This window comes from Vibrio sp. TAP-3B, assembly GCF_057784735.1.
The window spans coordinates 318,561-340,431 of record NZ_CM173495.1; the positions used below are offsets into that span (position 1 = coordinate 318,561).

Below are 21,871 nucleotides of genomic sequence, written 5' to 3' on the forward strand. Positions count from 1 at the left end.
CGCTCTGCAAAGCCGTGATTGGATGTAGAGTTCCGTTTTCTCTGACAATACTATTATTTTGAGGTGCTATAGATGAGTGAAGCTGATGCTCGTCCATCAAACTTTATTCGCCAGATCATTGATAAAGATCTAGCGGATGGCAAACACACTAGCGTGCATACTCGATTTCCGCCGGAACCAAATGGTTATCTGCATATCGGTCATGCAAAGTCTATCTGTTTGAACTTCGGTATTGCTCAGGACTACCAGGGTCAATGTAATCTACGTTTTGACGATACGAACCCTGAAAAAGAAGACATCGAATACGTTGAGTCTATCAAGAAAGATGTAAACTGGTTGGGCTTTGAGTGGAGTGGTGAAGTATGTTACTCATCAAACTACTTCGATAAGCTTTACGAATATGCAATTGAATTGATTAACAAAGGCCTAGCGTACGTAGATGAGCTAAGTCCAGAGCAGATTCGTGAATACCGTGGTACGCTGAAAGCGCCAGGTAAACCTAGCCCGTACCGTGACCGTTCTGTTGAAGAAAACCTAGTGCTATTTGAAAAAATGCGTGCAGGTGGATTTGAAGAAGGCAAAGCATGTCTTCGTGCTAAGATCGACATGGGCTCTTCATTTATGGTGATGCGTGATCCTGTGCTTTACCGTGTGCGTTTTGCGACTCACCATCAAACAGGTGATAAGTGGTGCATTTATCCAATGTACGACTTTACGCATTGTATCTCTGATGTGCTTGAAGGCATTACGCACTCTATTTGTACGCTAGAATTCATGGATAACCGTCGTCTTTATGATTGGGTGCTAGACAACATCACGATTGATTGCCGTCCACACCAGTATGAGTTTAGCCGTCTAAATCTTGAATACACAGTGATGTCCAAGCGTAAGCTTAACCAGCTAGTGACAGAAAAACTGGTAGATGGTTGGGATGACCCACGTATGCCGACGGTATCTGGCCTACGTCGTCGTGGTTTTACACCAGCTTCAATTCGCGAATTTTGTAAGCGCATTGGTGTAACAAAACAAGAGAATATGATTGAGTTCAGTTCTCTAGAATCTTGTATTCGTGATGACCTAAACGAAAATGCACCACGTGCCATGGCAGTATTGGATCCCGTTAAGGTTGTTATCGAAAACTTTAAAGAAGGCGCGGTAGAAACGCTGACGGTTGCTAATCACCCAAACAAACCTGAAATGGGTGTGCGTGAAGTGCCATTTACGCGTGAATTATGGATCGAGCGCGATGATTTCCGTGAAGAAGCAAACAAAAAGTACAAGCGTTTGGTTCTAGGTAAAGAAGTGCGTCTACGTGGAGCTTACGTGATTAAGGCAGAGCGCATTGAGAAAGACACAGAAGGTAATATTACGACTATCTTCTGTTCTTACGATATGGATACGCTAGGTAAGAACCCAGAAGACGGGCGTAAGGTAAAAGGTGTGATCCATTGGGTCTCGGCTGATAAGGCATTACCTGCTGAAATTCGTCTATATGATCGTTTATTTACCGTTCCAAACCCGGGCGCAGCAGAAGATTTTGCTTCTACAATCAACCCTGAATCTTTAGTTGTGATCAATGGTTTGGTCGAGCCTAGCCTAGCGTCTGCAGAAGCAGAGAAAGGCTATCAGTTTGAACGTACAGGTTACTTCTGTGTGGACTCGAAAGATTCTTCAGCAGATAATCTAGTATTCAACCGTACGGTTGGTCTACGTGATACATGGGCAAAGATAGAGAATCAATAATCTCATAAATGCTAATACTAATAAAAATGCCAGCTACTGCTGGCATTTTTATTATCGGAATCATATTTATAGATTGTAAGAAACAAAAAACGCCAGCAGTAGCTGACGTTCATTTTAAGTCTATAAGCAATTATTTTGCTGATTTGTGTGCATTTGGATTGTCTTTACAACCACCGTCACGACACTTACCGTACAAGTATAGGCTGTGATTTGTTAACGTTACATTGTACTTAGCTGCAATCTCACGTTGACGTTCTTCAATTACTTCGTCAGAAAACTCAATAACTTCACCACAGTCTAGACAAACTAGGTGATCATGGTGATGTTGAGTCGATAATTCGAAGACTGACTTACCACCTTCAAAGTGGTGGCGAGTTACGATACCAGCATCATCGAATTGGTTTAGAACTCGATAAACAGTTGCTAGGCCAATTTCTTCACCTAGGTCAATCAACTTTTTGTACAAATCTTCAGCACTGATGTGCTGGCAGTCTGGCTGCTGAAGTACTTCTAGAATTTTTAGCCTTGGAAGGGTTACTTTTAAACCCGCATCCTTCAGCGCCTGATTATTATCTGACATATACTTTCCCGTTGGATCATCTGCAGCGATTTAACAGAATTTAATCTGATTACCATTATAGGATAAGCGCTGAGAACATTAAACCACGAACTTCAAAGGGTTAATAGATTCTTTTTGTAAATTGGAAACTCGTCGATTATATTACAGATCTGACCAGTTACAAATTTATAACATGAGCTTAGGGAGGGCACGGATCGTAATGAATAAGCGACTTGCAAAGGTATACAAACCAGGGATTGTAAAACTCTCGTTGAATATTTGGCCCCCATTCTGGGGAGCTGGAATTAAAATCTTACATATTTCTGACGACTTTCGAACAGTGAAGGTGCGTTTGAAGCTTCGCTGGTGGAATAAAAATGCCAACCGGACCCAATATGGTGGCAGTATTTTCTCCCTCACTGATCCAATTTATTCACTTATGTTGATGGGCATTTTACGCGAAGAATATTACGTGTGGGATAAACAGGCGAGCATCAATTTTATCAAGCCGGGGGTGAGTGATTTATTTGCAGACTTTGAAGTTACGGAAGGGATGCTGGAAGATATTTATCAAATAACACGCAATGGAGAAAAGTGCTTTCCGGAATTTATTACTCATGTCAAAGATAAGCAGGGTAATGTCGTGTCTGAGGTTCAGCGCAAGCTCTATGTAAGAAAGAAACCGGAGTATCGTGAAGAGGAAGAACTCAGCAATGCTCTGTAATAAGTGCATACAAAAAGACCTCCAAGTGGAGGTCTTTAAAATGCTTACTCAGCCTTCAAGTTCTGCTAGGCACATTTCTTCGTAAATCTGTTTAACCCAGTTCTCTACACGTTCGTCCGTCAGTTCCGGTTGACGATCTTCGTCAATACATAGGCCTACGAATTGGCTCTCATCACCCTCAACAAGTGCTTTCGATGCTTCAAATTCATAGGTGTCAGTTGACGTATGGCCAAGGATTGTTCCACCTTTAGACTCAACGATGTCGCGTACTGTACCCATCGCATCACAGAAGTATTCTGCGTAGTCTTCTTGATCGCCACAGCCAAAGATAGCCACTAGCTTAGTAGAGAAATCGATCTGCTCAAGCTCAGGGAAGAAGTCATCCCAATCACATTGTGCTTCGCCGTAGTACCAAGTTGGGATACCTAAAAGGAGAAGATCAAAGTTATCGATGTCCTCTTTGCTGCTTTTTGCGATGTCTTGAACGTGAACTAAGTGCTTACCTAGTTGCTTTTGAATCATCTTTGCAACGGCTTCAGTATTACCTGTGTCGCTACCGAAGAAGATACCTACACTTGCCATAGAGTCTATACCTTTACATTGTTTGTTATTGGCGATGGTACTGAGGGTTTAACCTAACCCTGAGCCTTCCCAAGTTAGCTGAATTACACCTTTTGCCACAAAACCAGCACAGCCTAGGAAAAGGACTAACCATACAATACGACGACCAAAAACAGGTACATTGCCTTGCTTTAGCACATCTTTTATCGCCATCCCGATGAAAAAGAAGATAGCAGCAAAAAGAAGATCGAGCCCAATAGACTCGAGCATATCCATATAGTCGTAAAGCATTTTAGCCCTTCATGCCGAAAATTCTTGGGCGAACTATACCACTGTTAAACGGTAAAGTTAATGCACTACAAGAAGGGTTATTTCAATAATCTATCGTTGCTTTCCGATTTTGTTAACTCGAAATGTATTTCCGTATCACTCTCATTACTTCAGCGGGTTTTTCTGCATGCAACCAGTGACCTGTGTTAGCGATAATATGTGCTTTCGCTTGCTTGAACTGCTTTTGTACCGCTGGTTGGTGCTCTGGCATTAAGTAATCGGAATCACCACCTTTGACAAACAGTGTTGGTATTTCTGTGGGAAGGATTTCCTGCCAGCCAATAATTTCTGTGTAATTATTAAAAAGGTTTTGTACGTTGAACCGCCAGTCCATTTTATCGCCATTTTTGTAAAGAGATTTAGAAAGAAATTGCCTCACAGCATCAATGTCAATATGTTGAGCAAGAATATCCATCGCTTGTTGACGGTTGGTAGGACTGTCTTTGATAACGGCATGTAAACCGTTGAACACGTTGTCGTGGCGATTTGTCGTATAAGCGACTGGAGCCATGTCGAGTACGACCAACTGGCGGACTAGATCCGGTGCCAGATCTACGAGTTTCATGGCGACTTTACCACCCATGGAGTGACCGATAATAATTGCCTGTTCTATGTGCAAATGATGCAACAACTGCGCGACATCTTTTGCCATCTCATTGTAATTATGGGTATTAGAATGAAAAGAGAGACCATGATTTCGTAGGTCGATACTGATCACTGAGTGATCTTTTATAAGGTCACGAGCTAGTAGGCCCAGATTACTTAAACTACCAAACAATCCGTGAATCAAAACAACTGTTTGACCTTGGCCTTCCTGCTTATAATGGAGTAATGCTGACATTTTATCTTATTCGTGATGGGTTTAACGTGGAGTATCCGAGAGGATCTCGTTATAATCCCCCAGAGTTTAAACACTGAGAATGTGAAAAGCGAATGAAAACAATTGAGGTTGATGAGGATCTATACCGTTACATTGCTGGCCAGACTCAGCATATCGGTGAAAGTGCCTCGGATATTTTGCGACGCCTTTTAAACCTTGATGGTCAGTTGCAGGAAGCTGAAGCCGCTCCTGTAGTAGAAAAGCCACAAGGGATTGTAGTAAGTAAAGATGCGGGTAAAACAGAATTGGTTGATGTAGTGAAAGAAATGCGTTCACTGCTAATTTCTGATGAATTTGCCGCTCTAAATAAAGCGATTGATCGCTTTATTTTAGTACTATCGACCTTACATCAATTAAATCCAGAAGGGTTCGCTCAGGCTACGAATGTGAAGGGGCGCAAGCGCGTTTACTTTGCAAATAATGAAGAAACCTTATTGGCAAACGGTAATACGACCAAGCCAAAAGCCATTCCTGGCACGCCATTTTGGGTAATCACGAACAACAATACCAGTCGTAAAAGACAGATGGTTGAACAAGTGATGGCACACATGGGGTTCCAATCTGAGTTAATAGAAAAAGTAACAGGTTCAATCTAAGAAACCTGATAGAAGCCTCATAATGTACCGCAATTACTGGATATTATGGGGCTTTTTTAATTTTACTATTTTTAGAAGAAAGGATGTCAAACATGGCTATACACCCTCGTGCTGGGCAAAAAGCGCAGCAGGAAGATCTTCATAATATTCCGGCACTCGTTGCCAATTACTTCTTGCTTCAACCTGATGCTAATAACCCCGATCACAAGGTTCAATTCGGCACATCAGGTCACCGTGGTACCGCTGATAAGCATACATTTAACAAAAACCACATTTTGGCTATTGCTCAAGCGGTTGCTGAAGTTCGTGCCCAGCGGGGAACGACAGGGCCACTGTTTGTCGGTAAAGATACTCACGCACTTTCTGAGCCTGCTTTTTCAAACGTGATTGAAGTTTTGATTGCAAATGGCGTAAAAGTCATCGTTCAGAAGAATAATGGTTACACACCAACGCCAGGCATTTCTCATGCGATCCTGACTTACAACACCAAACATGTTGAAAATGCAGATGGTATTGTGATCACACCTTCTCATAACCCACCACAAGACGGCGGTATCAAGTATAACCCAACTCATGGTGGTCCAGCGGAAGCTGAGCTAACACAAGCGATTGAAGAACGAGCCAATAAGTTAATTGCTGATGGTCTAAAAGAGGTAAAAAGTCTTCCTCTAGCAGAGGCAAAAGCATCTGATTTGTTTGTTGAGATGGATTTAGTCAAACCATACATCGATGACCTAGTGAACGTTATCGATATGGACGCGATTCAAAATGCAAACCTGAAAATAGGTGTAGATCCATTGGGTGGAAGTGGTATCGACTATTGGCGTCAAATTGGTCAGGCATACAACTTAGATCTAACCCTAGTGAGCGAAGCTATTGATCCGTCTTTCCAATTCATGTCGTTAGATAAAGATGGTGTAGTGCGTATGGACTGTTCTTCTCCATACGCAATGGCAGGACTGCTCGCTCTGAAAGATGAGTACGATTTGGCGTTTGGTAATGATCCTGACTACGATCGCCACGGTATTGTAACGCCAAAAGGTTTGATGAACCCGAACCACTTTCTAGCAGTATGTATCGATTATTTGTACCGTCATCGTGATGCGTGGAGCAAAGACGTTGCCGTTGGTAAAACACTGGTATCAAGTGCTCTTATTGATCGTGTAGTAACTGACCTAGGTCGTGAGCTTTGTGAAGTGCCTGTAGGCTTTAAATGGTTTGTTGATGGCCTTTACAACGGTAAGTTTGGCTTTGGTGGTGAAGAGAGTGCAGGCGCATCTTTCCTTCGTAAAGATGGAACCCCTTGGTCGACAGACAAAGACGGTATCCTGCTTTGTTTGCTCGCTGCTGAGATTACAGCGGTAACAGGTAAGAACCCTCAAGAGTACTACGAAGAGCTTGCCGCTAAGCACGGTGAGTCGAAGTACAATCGAATCCAAGCGGTAGCAAATGGTCCGCAAAAAGACGTGCTGAAGAAACTGTCGCCAGAAATGGTCTCTGCAGAAACATTAGCGGGTGATCCAATTACGGCTCGTCTAACACATGCGCCTGGTAACGGGGCTGCGATCGGTGGGTTAAAAGTCACCACTGAAAACGGTTGGTTTGCTGCGCGTCCATCGGGCACTGAAGATATTTACAAAATTTACTGCGAAAGCTTCAAAGGTGAAGAACACCTCAAACAAATTGAAGCGGAAGCGCAAGAAATTGTGAATCAAGTATTTGCCGAAGCAGGTCTGTAAGAAGCAATCAGATTGTAACTGCATAAAGCAAAGGGTTGATGTCAAAGCATCAACCCTTTTACTTTTTAAGAGTGCTAAGTAGCGTGATTCTCTGGCCATGAATCCGGCACTACAAACCAGAATTGACCGTCCTCTGTTTGTGCATGCACAAATCGGTTTAAGGGCTTTTCAATCGGGTGAGAGAAATCATCTGTACCAATCGCCCAATAAGGTTTATGTAAGTGATACAGTGATTTGCCAATTAACTCCCACTGGCTTTGATAACACCAATAGCCATTAATCTGACTTGGATTTAGCTCAAAGCCTAAGCATTCTGTTGGCGTTGATTCAGCAGAAAAAGGGTTGATATAAAGGCGGCCTTGCATTAATAAACGCTTTTCAGGCGAAGTATCTAACGGAAGAATTTGTTGGAACTCAGGCCTTTCACTCATTTTCAATTGGTGGGTGAGCATTCTATCAAGCTTTTTATGCAGCTGATCGTGAGCATTTGGACCGTACCAGATCCCTTTATGTAGAAGATAAAATTTAATCGCGACTTCCCAGTGTTCTAATCGGTCGTCTTCCTTATTTTTTAACATCAAGTCTATCGCGCCAATTGTTCTACCATCGGCGTCATTTAGCTGGATTTCTTCTGCGATAAGTTGATAGCGATTTGAGCTGACGAGAGCAGACGTACACAAATGTTGATATAGAAATCCCAACCTCGGATTGCCATGGTATTGTTCAGAGTTATCTAGAGGTGTAATAGATAAATGTTCTAAGGTTGCAAATGGAAGGCACAACTGAAAAAGTGGCGGCGAAGAAACGATCCATTGATAAAAGCGTTGCAGTTGATTCATCCATATTCCTTAACAGCGTTGAAGAGATGATAAGCCGTACTATTGTAACTAAATTTAGTTATGAGGATAGGGTGGCTAGCATCGCGATCAAGGTTCGAGATACACTTTGAGGTACGTGCTACAAATTGGAAGTGATAGATAATGAATAATTTAAAGCTAGAACAGGTTCTTACTGACAAACTGTCACCACAGTCAATTAAAGACTATGCCCCAAATGGATTACAGGTAGAAGGGACATCAGCCATAAAACGAGTTGTCACTGGCGTAACCGCGTCTCAAGCCTTGATTGATAAAGCCATTGAGATCAACGCCGATGCACTATTAGTCCATCACGGGTACTTCTGGAAAGGAGAACCTGAGCCAATTCGTGGTATGAAAGGCAAGCGAATACGTAGTTTGATCAAAAATGACATCAATCTATACAGCTATCACCTCCCACTAGATATTCATCCCGAATTGGGAAATAACGCAGAACTTGCGCGTTTGCTAGAAATTGACGTAGTAGGTGGTTTAGAAGCACATCCTCAGTCAGTCGCGATGTGGGGGCGTTTGAAAAAGCCGATGTATGGCATTGAATTTGCCAATAAAGTAAATCAAGTGCTTAATAGAGAGCCTTTACATATTGCCCCTGAATATGTCGATAAAATCATTGAAACTGTCGGCTGGTGTACTGGCGGAGGGCAAGACTTCATTGAGCTGGCCGTACAACATGGATTAGATGCCTTTATTTCCGGTGAAATTTCTGAGCGCACAACCTATACCGCACGTGAGATGGGTATTCACTATTTTGCGGCGGGTCATCACGCAACAGAAAGATACGGTGTCAAGGCGCTCGGTGAGTGGTTGGCGGCTGAGTACGGGATAGACGTAGTGTTTATTGATATTGATAATCCGGTTTGATACCGCGCCGCGTCGAAGTCGAGGGCTTACATTGATTAAAACAACAAAAAAGGGTTGAGATGCCTATCTCAACCCTTTTTGTTTATCATCTATCATTCAAACTGAATGATTATTCGCGCTCGTGAAGCGGTGAAAATTCACGCTGCGTTTCACCAGTATAAAGCTGACGAGGACGACCGATACGGTTCAGTGGATCGCTGTGCATTTCGTTCCAGTGAGCAATCCAACCGATGGTACGAGAAATCGCAAAGATTACTGTAAACATCGACACAGGAATACCGATTGCTTTCAGGATGATACCAGAATAGAAGTCTACATTTGGATATAGTTTCTTCGACACAAAGTATTCGTCTGATAGTGCAATGCGCTCTAGTTCCATTGCCACATCAAGCAATGGATCGCTGATGTTTAATTCTTTAAGAACTTCGTGACACGTTTCGCGCATTACTGTTGCACGCGGGTCGTAATTTTTGTAAACACGATGACCAAAGCCCATCAAGCGGAATGGGTCATCTTTGTCTTTTGCTCGAGCGACATATTCAGGGATGTTATCGACGCTGCCAATTTCTTCTAGCATTCTCAAACAGGCTTCGTTTGCACCGCCGTGAGCAGGGCCCCAAAGAGAGGCTATACCCGCGGCAATACAAGCGAATGGATTAGCACCAGATGAACCAGCCAAGCGTACGGTTGAAGTCGATGCGTTTTGCTCGTGATCCGCATGTAGCGTGAAAATTTTATCCATCGCACGTGCAACAATAGGGTTAACTTCGTACTCTTCACATGGATTGGAGAACATCATGTGCAAGTAGTTTTCCGCATAGCTTAGATCGTTGCGAGGATAGATAAATGGTTGGCCAATCGAATATTTGTAACACATTGCCGCCAAGGTCGGCATTTTCGATAGCAAACGGTAGGCCGCTATATCTCGGTGTTTATTGTTGTTAACGTCAAGTGAGTCATGGTAGAAAGCTGCCAGAGCACCGACGACACCACACATTACAGCCATGGGATGAGCGTCGCGTCGGAAGCCATGGAAGAAGCTTGCGATTTGCTCATGAACCATAGTGTGACGAGTTACGGTCGTTTTAAATTTTTCGTATTGTTCACGGGTAGGGGCTTCACCGTAAAGAAGGATGTAGCACACTTCTAAATAATCGGCGTTATTGGCTAATTGATCAATCGGGAAACCGCGGTGCAAAAGAATACCGTTGTCGCCATCAATGTAAGTGATTGATGATTCACAAGATGCAGTGGCAAGAAAACCGGGATCAAAAGTAAAGTAACCATTGGCTCCCAGCTTACGAACATCAATTACAGGTGTACCGAGCGTACCGTCCATAATTGGCAGTTCGATTGGCGCTTGACCTTCAATATGAAGGGTCGCTTTCTTATCCGCCATAACAATCTCCTTTGTTTATTATTTAATCCGTCCAGGATGTTTATGTGCCATTTTTGTACTGGTGTTAAGGCTTAAAGTCAATTCTTCTCCATCTTTGTGTGCACTTATTATGATTTTTCTCATGAAAATCGTTAAAAATCTGTTCTATGTAGCATAATTTGTTACATCAATTGTATTAGAATGTTGCTCGCCGTATATTGGCTTAGAAAATTTTAGTTAAATCCTTATAAGTTCGGGGGCTAGAAACAAAGAGTGAGGTTTGTCGCTGGACTCCGTAAGTTAACAAATAGTTTACAATCAATCGAGGTGCTTATCTGTGATTGTTGTTAATAAGATGTTAACTTTTGTACGTTTGGAAGCTGAAATTAGTTATAACAATAAATGCTCAATGGAGCTGAGTGAGCAAGCCCGTGAAAGAAAGAAAGTCAAGACCTGTTAATTTAGATTTACAGACCATCCACTTTCCTATCACAGCAATCGCATCGATCCTACACCGTGTGTCTGGGGTAATTACGTTTGTTGCGGTGGGTATACTACTTTGGTTACTGTCTATTTCTCTGTCATCCCCAATGGGTTTTATGGAAGCTGCAGACATCGTCGATAGCTTCTTCGTAAAATTCATCTTATGGGGAATCCTGACTGCACTTGCCTACCATATTGCTGGCGGTATCCGCCATCTGTTGATGGATCTAGGTCATTTTGAAGAGCTCGATTCTGGCATGATGAGCGCGAAAGTCGCGTTTGGTGCAACTGCAGTATTATCACTATTGGCGGGGATCTTGGTATGGTAAAACACGTATCTTCATTTGGTCGTAATGGTGTTCATGATTACCTATTGATTCGTGCAACAGCCATCATTATGACGCTATACACGATTTATCTGATCAGCTTTTGCGCGTTTTCAGATATCTCTTACGCATCTTGGACCCAATTCTTTGGTGGTACCTTCACTAAAGTATTCACCATGTTGGCCCTTGTTTCGATACTGATTCATGCGTGGATTGGTTTGTGGCAAGTATTAACTGACTACATTAAGTGCTCTATGCTTCGTGGTGCGCTTCAACTTGGTGTTATTGCCGTATTATTCGGCTATGTCTTCTCTGGTCTATTTATTCTGTGGGGTGCGTAAGTGTCTATTCCAGTTCGTGAGTTTGATGCCGTGGTAATCGGCGCTGGTGGTGCAGGTATGCGTGCTGCACTACAAATTTCAGAACAAGGCTTGTCATGTGCTTTGTTATCTAAAGTCTTCCCAACTCGTTCTCATACTGTTTCCGCGCAGGGCGGTATTACTGTTGCCTTAGGTAACTCGCACAAGGACGATTGGCAATGGCATATGTATGATACGGTGAAAGGTTCCGATTACATCGGCGACCAAAATGCAATCGAATACATGTGTAAGAATGGCCCCGAGTCGGTTATCGAGCTGGAGAAAATGGGTCTCCCATTCTCTCGTTTTGATAATGGCTCAATTTATCAACGTCCATTTGGTGGCCAGTCGAAAGAGTTTGGTGGTGAGCAAGCTGCACGTACAGCGGCAGCAGCAGACCGTACTGGTCACGCGCTTCTTCACACGCTTTATCAACAAAATGTGAAACACAAAACCACCATCTTCTCGGAATGGTATGCACTAGACTTGGTGAAAAATCAAGACGGCGCGGTGATGGGTTGTACAGCGATTTGTATGGAAACAGGTGAAATCTGTTACTTCAAATCAAAAGCAACGATTCTAGCAACGGGTGGTGCAGGTCGCATCTACGCGTCGACCACAAACGCACACATCAACACTGGTGATGGTGTAGGTATGGCACTGCGTGCAGGCGTACCAATGCAAGACATGGAAATGTGGCAGTTCCACCCAACGGGTATCGCTGGTGCAGGTGTTCTTGTAACAGAGGGTTGTCGTGGTGAAGGTGGTTACCTTCTAAACAAAGATGGCGAACGCTTCATGGAGCGCTATGCTCCTAACGCGAAAGACCTTGCTGGTCGTGACGTGGTTGCACGTTCAATGATGATTGAAATTCGTGAAGGCCGTGGTTGTGATGGTCCTTGGGGTCCACACATCAAGCTGAAATTAGATCACCTTGGTAAAGAAGTGCTTGAGTCACGCCTGCCTGGTATCTGTGAGCTGTCTCGTACCTTCGCGCACGTTGATCCAGTGAAAGAGCCAATTCCAGTAATTCCAACTTGTCACTACATGATGGGTGGTGTGCCTACGCAAGTGTCTGGCCAAGCAATCAAGCAAAAGGCTGACGGTAGCGAGATGGAAGTGCAAGGTCTATACGCATGTGGTGAGATTGCTTCTGTATCGGTTCACGGTGCAAACCGTCTAGGCGGTAACTCATTACTAGACTTGGTCGTATTTGGTCGAGCAACAGGCCTACATCTTGGTGAAACGTTAGCAGCACAAGCGGAAGCGCGTCCTGCGACGGAGTCTGACATCGAAGCTTCTCTTGCACGTACTATGCGTTGGGAGAACAGCACCGGTGGTGAAGACCCAGTTCAAATCCGTAAAGACCTACAAGCATGCATGCAAAACAGTTTCTCGGTATTCCGTGAAGGCGATGCAATGGCAACAGGTCTAGAAGAGCTGAAAGTGATTCGTGAACGTTTGAAAGATGCACACTTAGCGGATAAGTCTTCTGAGTTCAATACACAGCGTATTGAGTGTCTCGAACTAGACAATTTGATGGAAACTGCGCTCTCTACTGCTGTCGCGGCTAACTATCGTACAGAAAGTCGTGGAGCACATGCTCGTTTCGATTTCCCTGATCGTGATGATGAGAACTGGCTATGCCACTCAATCTACAATCCGGAAACAGAGGCGATGACGAAGCGTGATGTCAACATGATGCCAACTCTGCGTGACGCTTTCCCGCCGAAAATACGTACATACTAAGGGAGGATACGACTATGAAATTGAACTTCTCTTTGTACCGTTACAATCCGGACGTAGATACTAAGCCTTACATGAAGGACTACACACTTGAAGTAGACGAAGGCTCGGATATGATGGTTCTTGATGCGTTAATTTTGCTGAAAGAGCAAGATCCTAGTATTGCATTCCGTCGCTCATGCCGTGAAGGGGTATGTGGTTCTGATGGTTTGAACATGAATGGTAAAAACGGTCTAGCATGCATTACCCCTCTGTCTGCGCTTCAAGGTGACACGATAATCATTCGCCCATTGCCAGGTTTACCAGTAGTGCGCGACCTTATCGTTGATATGACGCAATTCTATGATAACTATGCGAAAGTGAAGCCATTCTTGATTGATGATGGTGCATTACCGCCATCACGAGAGAACCTGCAATCGCCAGGTGACCGCGCCCACTTAGATGGATTGTATGAATGTATCATGTGTGCATGTTGTACAACGGCTTGTCCGTCGTTCTGGTGGAACCCTGATAAATTTATCGGTCCTGCTGGTCTACTTGCGGCTTATCGCTGGTTAATTGATAGCCGTGATACAGCAACAGATGAACGTTTATCTGATCTTGATGATGCATTTAGCGTTTTTCGTTGCCATGGCATCATGAATTGTGTAAGTGTTTGTCCTAAGGGACTAAATCCGACGAAAGCCATCGGTCACATTAAGTCGATGTTGGTCAATCGTTCGGTTTAATTTACTCGCGCTTACGAAAGTTGCAGTGTTGTGGTGTACGCGATGTGCCCACTGCGCTGCATCAACACTATTCGAGTAAAAGAATACAAAAATTGCTGACTATTTCTGGTTGGCTCTTAATAGCTCGGCAAAGACCGAAGCAAACGTGAAAACTACTGGTTAAGGGAAAATATGCACAACGGCGTGATGAAGGCATGGCTCGAGTCTTCACACTTGGCTGGCGCCAATGCAATGTATGTAGAGGACCTCTACGAACTGTATCTCAGTGACCCCGATCTGGTAAGTGAGGAGTGGAAACGTGTGTTTGAAGGCTTACCTAAGCCATCAGAAGAAGTGGTTGAACAACCACATTCACGTGTCCGTGACTACTTCCGACGACTCGCTAGAGAAACAACGCATTACAATGTCCAAGTTAGTGACCCTGATGTCGATGCAAAACAAGTAAAAGTTCTACAGCTAATTAACGCATACCGTTTCCGCGGTCACGAAGCTGCAGAACTAGACCCTCTAGGTCTATGGCAACGCCCATCCGTGGCGGAGCTAGCCCCTGCTTTTCATAGCCTCACCGAAGATGACTTTGAAGAAACTTTCAACGTAGGTTCGTTTGCCATTGGGCAAGAAACGATGAAGTTGAAAGATATTTATGAAGCTCTCAAGAAAACATACTGCGGCTCAATCGGTGCTGAATACATGCACATGACCGACACAGAACAAAAACGTTGGATCCAACAACGTCTTGAGTCTGTTGTAGGCCAGCCATCATTCAATAAAGATGAGAAACGCACGTTTTTGGAAGAGTTGACCGCAGCAGAAGGCCTAGAGCGTTATCTAGGGGCGAAGTTCCCTGGTGCAAAACGTTTCTCGTTAGAAGGTGGCGATGCCATGATTCCAATGACGAAAGAATTGATTCGTCATGCGGGAACAAGTGGAATGCGTGAAGTGGTTATCGGTATGGCTCACCGTGGTCGTTTGAACATGCTAGTGAACGTATTGGGTAAGAAACCACAAGACCTATTTGATGAGTTTGCAGGTAAGCACGACGAAACCTGGGGCACGGGTGACGTAAAATATCACCAAGGCTTCTCTGCCGACTTTGCTACACCGGGCGGAGATGTTCACTTAGCACTTGCATTCAACCCATCGCACTTAGAAATTGTAAACCCTGTGGTTATGGGGTCGGTACGTGCTCGTCAGGACCGTCTTGGAGATAGTCAAGGCAGCAAAGTGCTGCCAATTACCATACATGGTGACTCTGCCATCATTGGTCAGGGTGTGGTTGCGGAAACGTTCAATATGTCACTTGCTCGTGGTTTCCAAGTGGGTGGTACCGTTCGTATCGTTATTAACAACCAAGTTGGTTTTACAACTTCAAACCCACGTGATACTCGTTCGACAATGTACTGTACTGACATTGCAAAGATGGTACAGGCGCCGATTTTCCACGTTAATGCAGATGATCCAGAAGCGGTTGCTTTTGTGACTCGTATTGCGTTGGATTACCGCAACGAGTTTAAGCGTGACGTTGTGATTGACTTGGTGTGTTACCGCCGCCATGGTCATAACGAGGCCGATGAGCCAAACGCGACTCAGCCGTTGATGTACCAAAAAATCAAGAAGCACCCAACACCACGCAAGCTTTATGCTGACGTTCTAATTGATAAAAGCGAATCAGATATCGAGACGGCTACTCAACTCGTTAATGAATACCGTGATGCACTTGATCGCGGTGAAGTTGTGGTTAAAGAATGGCGTCCTATGGCATTGCACTCTGTCGATTGGTCCCCTTACTTAGGGCACGAATGGGATATGAAGTGGAAGTCGAAATACGACAAGTCGCGCCTTGTAGAGCTAGGTAATCGCTTATGTCAGTACCCAGAAAGTCATAAGTTACAAAGTCGTGTAAACAAGCTGTACAACGATCGTCTAGCAATGATGACCGGTGAAAAAGCGATCGACTGGGGGATGGCTGAAACACTGGCATACGCCACATTGGTTGATGATGGTAAGCGCATTCGCTTGTCTGGTCAGGACTCAGGTCGTGGTACTTTCTTCCACCGTCACTCGGTTCTTCACAACCAAACAGATGCCAGTACTTACGTTCCATTATCGAATATTCACGACAAGCAGGGGCCTTTCCAAGTATTTGACTCTGTACTTTCAGAAGAGGCGGTTCTTGCATTTGAATACGGTTACGCGACTGCTGAGCCTGGTGGTTTAACAATCTGGGAAGCGCAGTTTGGTGACTTTGCCAACGGCGCGCAGGTTGTGATTGATCAATTCATCTCGTCAGGTGAGCAGAAATGGGCACGTTTGTGTGGTTTAACGATGTTACTACCTCACGGTTATGAAGGTCAGGGACCTGAGCACTCATCAGCGCGTTTAGAGCGTTACCTTCAGTTGTGTGCTGAGCAAAACATGCAAGTTGTGGTTCCTTCAACACCTGCGCAGGTGTATCACATGATTCGTCGTCAAGTAGTACGCCCAATGCGTCGTCCGCTGATTGTGATGTCACCAAAATCGTTGCTGCGTCATCCTCAATGTACTTCGACGATAGAAGATTTAGCGGAAGGGACCTTCCAATCTGCAATTCCAGAAGTAGATGACTTAGACCCAAGCAAGGTGAAACGCGTGGTGTTTTGTGCGGGTAAGGTTTACTTCGACCTCATTGAGCAGCGCCGTAACAATGAGCAAGACGATGTTGCAATTGTACGGATTGAGCAGTTGTACCCATTCCCGATGAAAGAAGTACAAGCTGCCATTGTTCAATACACCAACGTTGAAGACTTTGTTTGGTGTCAGGAAGAGCCTCAGAACCAAGGTGCTTGGTACTGTAGTCAACATAACTTCCGTGCCGCTATTCCTGCAGGTGCAGATCTTAAATACGCAGGTCGCCCAGCTTCTGCTTCGCCAGCAGTGGGCTGACATGTCGGTGCACTTGAAACAACAAAAAGCGTTGGTTGAAGACGCTCTGAATGTGAACTCAAAAACTTCGAATTAAGAACTAGAAGTTAAAGGAAGAAACAGATATGACAATTGAAATTCTGGTTCCAGATTTACCTGAATCAGTTGCTGATGCAACCGTAGCGACGTGGCACAAACAACCAGGTGACGCAGTAGAGCGTGACGAGGTTTTGGTTGATATCGAAACAGATAAAGTTGTGCTAGAAGTGCCAGCTCCGGAAGCTGGCGTTTTAGAAGCTATCGTGGAGGCCGAAGGTGCCACGGTACTTTCAAAACAAGTGCTTGCGAAGTTAAAGCCAGGAGCTGTTGCGGGTGAGCCTACTGCGGATAAGACTGAGGGCACTGAAGCTTCGCCAGATAAGCGTCATAAAGCCGCGCTTAGCGAAGAAAGCAATGATGCACTAAGTCCAGCTGTACGTCGTCTGTTAGCTGAGCATGGCCTAGACGCAAGCCAAGTAAAAGGTACTGGTGTTGGTGGTCGTATTACGCGTGAAGATATCGAAGCGCATCTAGCAAGCCCGAAAGCAGCGCCGAAAAAAGATGAAGTTCCGGCGGCGGTTGATGTACCTGTGGCGGCTCGTAGCCAGAAGCGTGTACCAATGACTCGTTTACGTAAGACAGTAGCTAACCGTCTACTAGAAGCGAAGAACAACACAGCCATGCTAACGACGTTTAACGAAGTAAACATGAAACCAATCATGGATCTTCGTAAGCAATACAAAGACCAATTCGAAGAGCGTCATGGCATCCGTTTAGGGTTTATGTCTTTCTACGTAAAAGCCGTAACAGAAGCACTGAAGCGCTACCCAGAAGTGAATGCTTCTATTGATGGTGATGACATTGTTTACCATAACTACTTCGATATCAGCATGGCGGTTTCTACGCCACGTGGACTAGTCACTCCAGTTTTAAAAGACTGTGACAAGCTGGGTTTCGCGGATGTTGAAAAAGGCATTAAAGAACTGGCTATCAAAGGTCGTGACGGCAAGCTAACGGTCGAACAACTCATGGGCGGTAACTTCACGGTCACTAATGGTGGTGTGTTCGGCTCGCTAATGTCTACACCTATCATCAACCCACCGCAAGCCGCGATTCTTGGTATGCACAAAATTCAAGATCGTCCAATGGCAGTGGATGGCAAAGTGGAAATTTTGCCAATGATGTATCTAGCGCTATCTTACGACCACCGTCTAATCGATGGTCGAGAGTCTGTTGGTTTCCTAGTCACCATTAAAGAGCTGCTAGAAGATCCAGCGCGTCTGCTATTAGACGTTTAATATCGCTAAAACGTCTAGTTATCGTAGGTAGCTAGACGCTTAAAATTTCAATGGCTAGACTCGCTCAACGTCTGGCCTTCATTTGAATCCCACACCATGAGTACTCGTGATGGGGGATTGATTTGAGAAGACCCTACAGACGTACAAGCAGCCAAGACTGCAGCGTTATGGAAATAATAAATCCCTCAAGGGAAAAACAAACGGAATATCGAAATGAATTTGCATGAATACCAAGCCAAACAGCTGTTTGCAGAATTCGGTTTGCCTGTGCCAGAAGGCTACGCGTGTGATACACCACAACAAGCTTTTGAAGCTGCAGGCCGTATAACGACAGAAAAGAAAGTAGCTAAATGTCAGGTTCACGCTGGTGGCCGTGGCAAAGCGGGCGGTGTAGAGCTGCACGACACGAAAGAAGGCGTTAAAGAGTTTGCTCAAAAGTGGCTAGGCAAAAACCTTGTGACTTACCAAACTGACGCTAATGGTCAGCCAGTAACTAAAATCCTTGTTGAAGAAGCTTCAAACATTGCTAATGAGCTCTACTTAGGTGCGGTTGTTGACCGCGCGAGTCGTAAAATCGTGTTCATGGCTTCAACTGAAGGTGGTGTGGAAATTGAAAAAGTTGCGGAAGAAACGCCGGAACTTATCCACAAAGCAGCAATCGATCCACTAGTAGGCCCACAAGCTTATCAAGGCCGCGAACTCGCGTTTAAACTTGGTCTTGCAGGCGACCAAATAAAACAGTTCGTTAAGATCTTTATGGGTCTTGGTACGATGTTCTCTCAGTACGACCTTGCACTACTCGAGATCAATCCGCTGGTGATTACTGGCGAAGGCAACCTGCTATGTCTGGACGGTAAGATCAACATCGACTCAAATGCGCTTTACCGTCAGCCTAAGCTTCGTGAAATGCACGATTCCTCACAGGAAGATGAGCGTGAAGCCCACGCCGCTCAGTGGGAGCTGAACTACGTAGCACTAGACGGTAACGTTGGTTGTATGGTCAACGGCGCTGGCTTAGCAATGGGTACGATGGATATCGTAAACCTACATGGCGGCAAGCCTGCTAACTTCCTAGACGTTGGTGGCGGCGCAACCAAAGAACGTGTTGCTGAAGCATTCAAAATCATCCTATCGGATGACAACGTAAAAGCAGTTCTTGTTAACATTTTCGGTGGTATCGTACGCTGTGACATGATCGCTGAAGGTATAATCGGTGCGGTTAAAGAAGTCGGCGTAACACTTCCTGTTGTTGTTCGTTTAGAGGGTACTAACGCAGACCTAGGTCGTGAAGTGCTTGCTAATTCTGATGTTGATATCATTGCTGCTGAGTCGCTAACAGATGCTGCTCAGAAAGTTGTTGCTGCTGCGGAGGCGAAATAATGTCTGTATTAATTAACAAAGACACTAAAGTAATCTGTCAGGGGTTCACTGGTGGTCAAGGTACCTTTCACTCAGAACAAGCTATCGCATACGGCACTCAGATGGTTGGTGGTGTTTCTCCTGGTAAAGGTGGTCAAACTCATCTAGGTCTGCCGGTATTCAACACTGTGCGTGAAGCAGTAGAAGAGACTGGTGCAACGGCGACCGTCATCTATGTACCTGCTCCTTTCTGTAAAGATGCTATCTTAGAAGCGATCGATGCAGGTATCGAGCTTATTGTAACCATCACGGAAGGGATTCCTACAACAGATATGATCGACGTGAAAGTGAAGCTAGAAGAAACTGGCGTTCGCATGATCGGTCCTAACTGTCCTGGGGTCATTACTCCTGATGAGTGTAAGATTGGTATCATGCCTGGCCATATCCACAAGAAAGGCAAAGTTGGTATCGTATCTCGCAGCGGTACACTTACTTACGAAGCCGTTAAGCAGACTACTGATGAAGGCTTCGGTCAGTCTACTTGTGTTGGTATCGGTGGTGACCCAATCCCAGGTTCAAACTTCATTGATATTCTAAAACTGTTCCAAGAAGACCCTGAAACTGAAGCGATCGTTATGATCGGTGAAATCGGTGGTACCGCGGAAGAAGAAGCAGCCGCGTTCATCAAAGAGAATGTAACTAAGCCAGTGGTTTCCTACATTGCTGGTGTGACTGCTCCTCCAGGTAAACGTATGGGTCACGCTGGTGCAATTATTTCTGGCGGCAAAGGCACAGCGGAAGACAAATTCGCTGCACTCGAAGCGGCGGGCGTTAAGACGGTTAAATCTCTAGCAGAGATCGGCCAAGGTCTACGTGAAGTAACAGGCTGGTAATCACCGACTCGAAGCTTAAAACTAAAAAGCCTAGCAACTGAACTGACCCCCAATAGTTGGACACCAATTATTGGGGGTCTTTTTATGTCCAAATATAGCCGCGAGCTAAAATGTATCATTGCTAAACAATGCTTAGATGGTGCGTCATCTCGCTATTTAGCAAAACAATATTCAATGTCTTCAAGACAGATACGGTATTGGGTTCAAGTCTTTGTCATCCATGGTGCTGATTCATTTTTACCAACTAAGCATGCTACTGCTCAGGAAAAACGAAAAGCATTGAATTTAATGTGGACGAATGATTGGTCTCTCACGCACACTAGCGCAGTATTAAACCTCTCATCCCCGGGGATACTCTCTGTCTGGCTCAAAAGATTTAATGAGCTCGGTATCAAAGGGCTCAAAATGCGCCAGAAAGGAAGACCCTCAATGAAACAGCAACCTCAACGTACCACTAAACCTGATAATGAAATGACACTTGAGGAGCTAAAAGAGGAGTTGGTCTACTTACGAACTGAGAATGCCGTTCTAAAAAAGTTGGAAGAGTTGGAGCAGGAAAAAAACCGTCGAACAAAGAAAAAGCGGTCATAGCTCTAACTCTTAAAGGCAAGTACCCGTTGAAGCACTTACTGCACACTCTACAGTTGGCAAAAAGTGTCTTCTATTATCAGGCTCAAACGAGTAAGCGCCCAAATAGCTACGAACGTGAGCTGCGTTTGATAAAGTCAATTTATCATGAACATAAGGGTCGATACGGCTACCGCCGTATTCACTTGGAACTAAAAAATCAGGGGGTTATGCTTAATCACAAAACGGTTCAAAGACTTATGGCTCAGCTCAACCTTAAATCGACGGTCAGGGTTAAAAAGTATCGTTCATACCGAGGAGAATCTGGAACAGCAGCTCCTAACGTGCTTGAAAGAGATTTTAGTGCGACTCAACCCGATGAAAAATGGGTAACAGATGTCACGGAGTTCAAAATCAAAGAGCAGAAAGTATACTTGTCTCCCGTTGTCGACTTGTTTACTCAGGAAGTGGTTGCTTATAGAGTGGCCAAAAATGCCTGCTTGCCGCTTGTCACGGATATGCTGACGGAAGCTATATCAACGCTTAAACCCAACTCAAAACCAATTATACATAGCGATCAAGGTTGGCAATATCGCCATCGACAGTATCAGAAAAAGGTAGCGGAGAATGGGTTAACGCAAAGCATGTCGAGAAAAGGTAACTGCTTGGATAATGCTGTTGCTGAAAACTTTTTTGCTTTACTCAAAACAGAGATGTATCACAACCAAAGCTTTGAAGATGCAGATGCTCTGATAGAACAAATTAAAGAATACATCGAGTACTACAATACCAAGCGTATAAAAGTGAAACTAAAAGGCCTGACTCCGATAGAATATCGAACTCAGGTCTTGAAAGCCGCTTAACAGAAATGTCCAACTTTACGGGGTCACTTCAAACAGTTGCTAGGCTTTTTTGTATCAAGG

20 protein-coding genes and 1 pseudogene are annotated in these 21,871 nt (G+C 44.5%); 15 read left to right on the forward strand and 6 right to left on the reverse strand.

Features of this window, described 5'->3' with window-relative positions:
* Positions 1–72: 72 nt before the first annotated feature.
* On the forward strand, positions 73–1,743 hold the full coding sequence (glnS, locus tag AC3D28_RS01625) for a glutamine--tRNA ligase (RefSeq protein ID WP_488535325.1): 1,671 nt from the start codon (positions 73–75) through the stop codon (positions 1,741–1,743).
* 130 nt (positions 1,744–1,873) lie between these two features.
* Here the strand turns inward: glnS and fcrX are convergent, their stop codons facing one another.
* Complete coding sequence (gene fcrX / locus AC3D28_RS01630) at positions 1,874–2,323, reverse strand: ferric iron uptake transcriptional regulator FcrX (protein WP_098416195.1); 450 nt, start codon at positions 2,321–2,323, stop codon at positions 1,874–1,876.
* A gap of 199 nt (positions 2,324–2,522) precedes the next feature.
* On the opposite strand from fcrX, the gene AC3D28_RS01635 reads away from it, so the two are divergent.
* Positions 2,523–3,026: a DUF4442 domain-containing protein gene (locus AC3D28_RS01635; protein ID WP_488535326.1), complete on the forward strand. Its 504-nt coding sequence runs from the start codon at positions 2,523–2,525 to the stop codon at positions 3,024–3,026.
* Between the two features lie 48 nt (positions 3,027–3,074).
* On the opposite strand, the gene fldA is transcribed toward AC3D28_RS01635, so the two are convergent.
* The 3 genes from fldA to AC3D28_RS01650 form a co-directional block, all read right to left on the reverse strand.
* On the reverse strand, positions 3,075–3,608 hold the full coding sequence (gene fldA, locus AC3D28_RS01640) for a flavodoxin FldA (protein ID WP_098416193.1): 534 nt from the start codon (positions 3,606–3,608) through the stop codon (positions 3,075–3,077).
* Between the two features lie 48 nt (positions 3,609–3,656).
* Positions 3,657–3,878: a DUF2788 domain-containing protein gene (locus AC3D28_RS01645; RefSeq protein ID WP_098416192.1), complete on the reverse strand. Its 222-nt coding sequence runs from the start codon at positions 3,876–3,878 to the stop codon at positions 3,657–3,659.
* Between the two features lie 112 nt (positions 3,879–3,990).
* Positions 3,991–4,758 carry an alpha/beta fold hydrolase gene (locus AC3D28_RS01650; RefSeq protein WP_488535327.1) on the reverse strand — a complete coding sequence of 256 codons (768 nt, stop codon included), beginning with the start codon at positions 4,756–4,758 and terminating at the stop codon, positions 3,991–3,993.
* A gap of 92 nt (positions 4,759–4,850) precedes the next feature.
* Between AC3D28_RS01650 and seqA the strand changes: the two genes are divergently transcribed.
* Entirely contained in the window at positions 4,851–5,393 is a 543-nt protein-coding gene (seqA, locus tag AC3D28_RS01655) for a replication initiation negative regulator SeqA (RefSeq protein WP_098416190.1), read from the forward strand.
* 92 nt (positions 5,394–5,485) lie between these two features.
* On the forward strand, positions 5,486–7,132 hold the full coding sequence (pgm, locus tag AC3D28_RS01660) for a phosphoglucomutase (alpha-D-glucose-1,6-bisphosphate-dependent) (protein ID WP_488535328.1): 1,647 nt from the start codon (positions 5,486–5,488) through the stop codon (positions 7,130–7,132).
* Between the two features lie 74 nt (positions 7,133–7,206).
* Here pgm and AC3D28_RS01665 read toward each other — a convergent pair whose 3' ends face one another.
* On the reverse strand, positions 7,207–7,971 hold the full coding sequence (locus tag AC3D28_RS01665) for a DUF1853 family protein (RefSeq protein WP_488535329.1): 765 nt from the start codon (positions 7,969–7,971) through the stop codon (positions 7,207–7,209).
* A gap of 141 nt (positions 7,972–8,112) precedes the next feature.
* On the opposite strand from AC3D28_RS01665, the gene AC3D28_RS01670 reads away from it, so the two are divergent.
* Positions 8,113–8,871: a Nif3-like dinuclear metal center hexameric protein gene (locus AC3D28_RS01670; RefSeq protein ID WP_488535330.1), complete on the forward strand. Its 759-nt coding sequence runs from the start codon at positions 8,113–8,115 to the stop codon at positions 8,869–8,871.
* 109 nt (positions 8,872–8,980) lie between these two features.
* Here AC3D28_RS01670 and AC3D28_RS01675 read toward each other — a convergent pair whose 3' ends face one another.
* Entirely contained in the window at positions 8,981–10,270 is a 1,290-nt protein-coding gene (locus tag AC3D28_RS01675) for a citrate synthase (protein ID WP_488535331.1), read from the reverse strand.
* A gap of 398 nt (positions 10,271–10,668) precedes the next feature.
* On the opposite strand from AC3D28_RS01675, the gene sdhC reads away from it, so the two are divergent.
* The 10 genes and pseudogenes from sdhC to AC3D28_RS01725 all read left to right on the forward strand — a co-directional run bounded on the left by sdhC (position 10,669) and on the right by AC3D28_RS01725 (position 21,811).
* Positions 10,669–11,061, forward strand: a complete 393-nt coding sequence (gene sdhC / locus AC3D28_RS01680; RefSeq protein ID WP_098416185.1) for a succinate dehydrogenase cytochrome b556 subunit — start codon at positions 10,669–10,671, stop codon at positions 11,059–11,061.
* Positions 11,055–11,399: a succinate dehydrogenase, hydrophobic membrane anchor protein gene (gene sdhD / locus AC3D28_RS01685; protein ID WP_098416184.1), complete on the forward strand. Its 345-nt coding sequence runs from the start codon at positions 11,055–11,057 to the stop codon at positions 11,397–11,399. Before sdhC ends, sdhD begins: the two co-directional genes overlap by 7 nt.
* Positions 11,400–13,166, forward strand: a complete 1,767-nt coding sequence (gene sdhA / locus AC3D28_RS01690) for a succinate dehydrogenase flavoprotein subunit (protein ID WP_098416183.1) — start codon at positions 11,400–11,402, stop codon at positions 13,164–13,166. It abuts the gene before it with no gap.
* 14 nt (positions 13,167–13,180) lie between these two features.
* The gene (locus tag AC3D28_RS01695) at positions 13,181–13,891 is read left to right on the forward strand and encodes a succinate dehydrogenase iron-sulfur subunit (RefSeq protein ID WP_488535332.1); all 711 of its coding nucleotides are present in this window, start codon (positions 13,181–13,183) and stop codon (positions 13,889–13,891) included.
* Positions 13,892–14,062: 171 nt separating this feature from the next.
* Positions 14,063–16,889: pseudogene (gene sucA / locus AC3D28_RS01700) on the forward strand (2-oxoglutarate dehydrogenase E1 component).
* Positions 16,890–16,917: 28 nt separating this feature from the next.
* On the forward strand, positions 16,918–18,129 hold the full coding sequence (gene odhB, locus AC3D28_RS01705; RefSeq protein ID WP_098416180.1) for a 2-oxoglutarate dehydrogenase complex dihydrolipoyllysine-residue succinyltransferase: 1,212 nt from the start codon (positions 16,918–16,920) through the stop codon (positions 18,127–18,129).
* Between the two features lie 213 nt (positions 18,130–18,342).
* The gene (gene sucC / locus AC3D28_RS01710) at positions 18,343–19,509 is read left to right on the forward strand and encodes an ADP-forming succinate--CoA ligase subunit beta (protein ID WP_098416179.1); all 1,167 of its coding nucleotides are present in this window, start codon (positions 18,343–18,345) and stop codon (positions 19,507–19,509) included.
* Positions 19,509–20,381, forward strand: a complete 873-nt coding sequence (sucD, locus tag AC3D28_RS01715; protein ID WP_098416178.1) for a succinate--CoA ligase subunit alpha — start codon at positions 19,509–19,511, stop codon at positions 20,379–20,381. Before sucC ends, sucD begins: the two co-directional genes overlap by 1 nt.
* Before the next feature lie 84 nt (positions 20,382–20,465).
* Positions 20,466–20,972: a helix-turn-helix domain-containing protein gene (locus AC3D28_RS01720; protein WP_098414183.1), complete on the forward strand. Its 507-nt coding sequence runs from the start codon at positions 20,466–20,468 to the stop codon at positions 20,970–20,972.
* A complete protein-coding gene (locus AC3D28_RS01725; RefSeq protein ID WP_488536032.1) occupies positions 20,969–21,811 on the forward strand; it encodes an IS3 family transposase in 843 nt (280 codons plus the stop codon). The genes AC3D28_RS01720 and AC3D28_RS01725 overlap by 4 nt, the downstream gene beginning before the upstream one ends.
* Positions 21,812–21,871 lie beyond the last annotated feature (60 nt).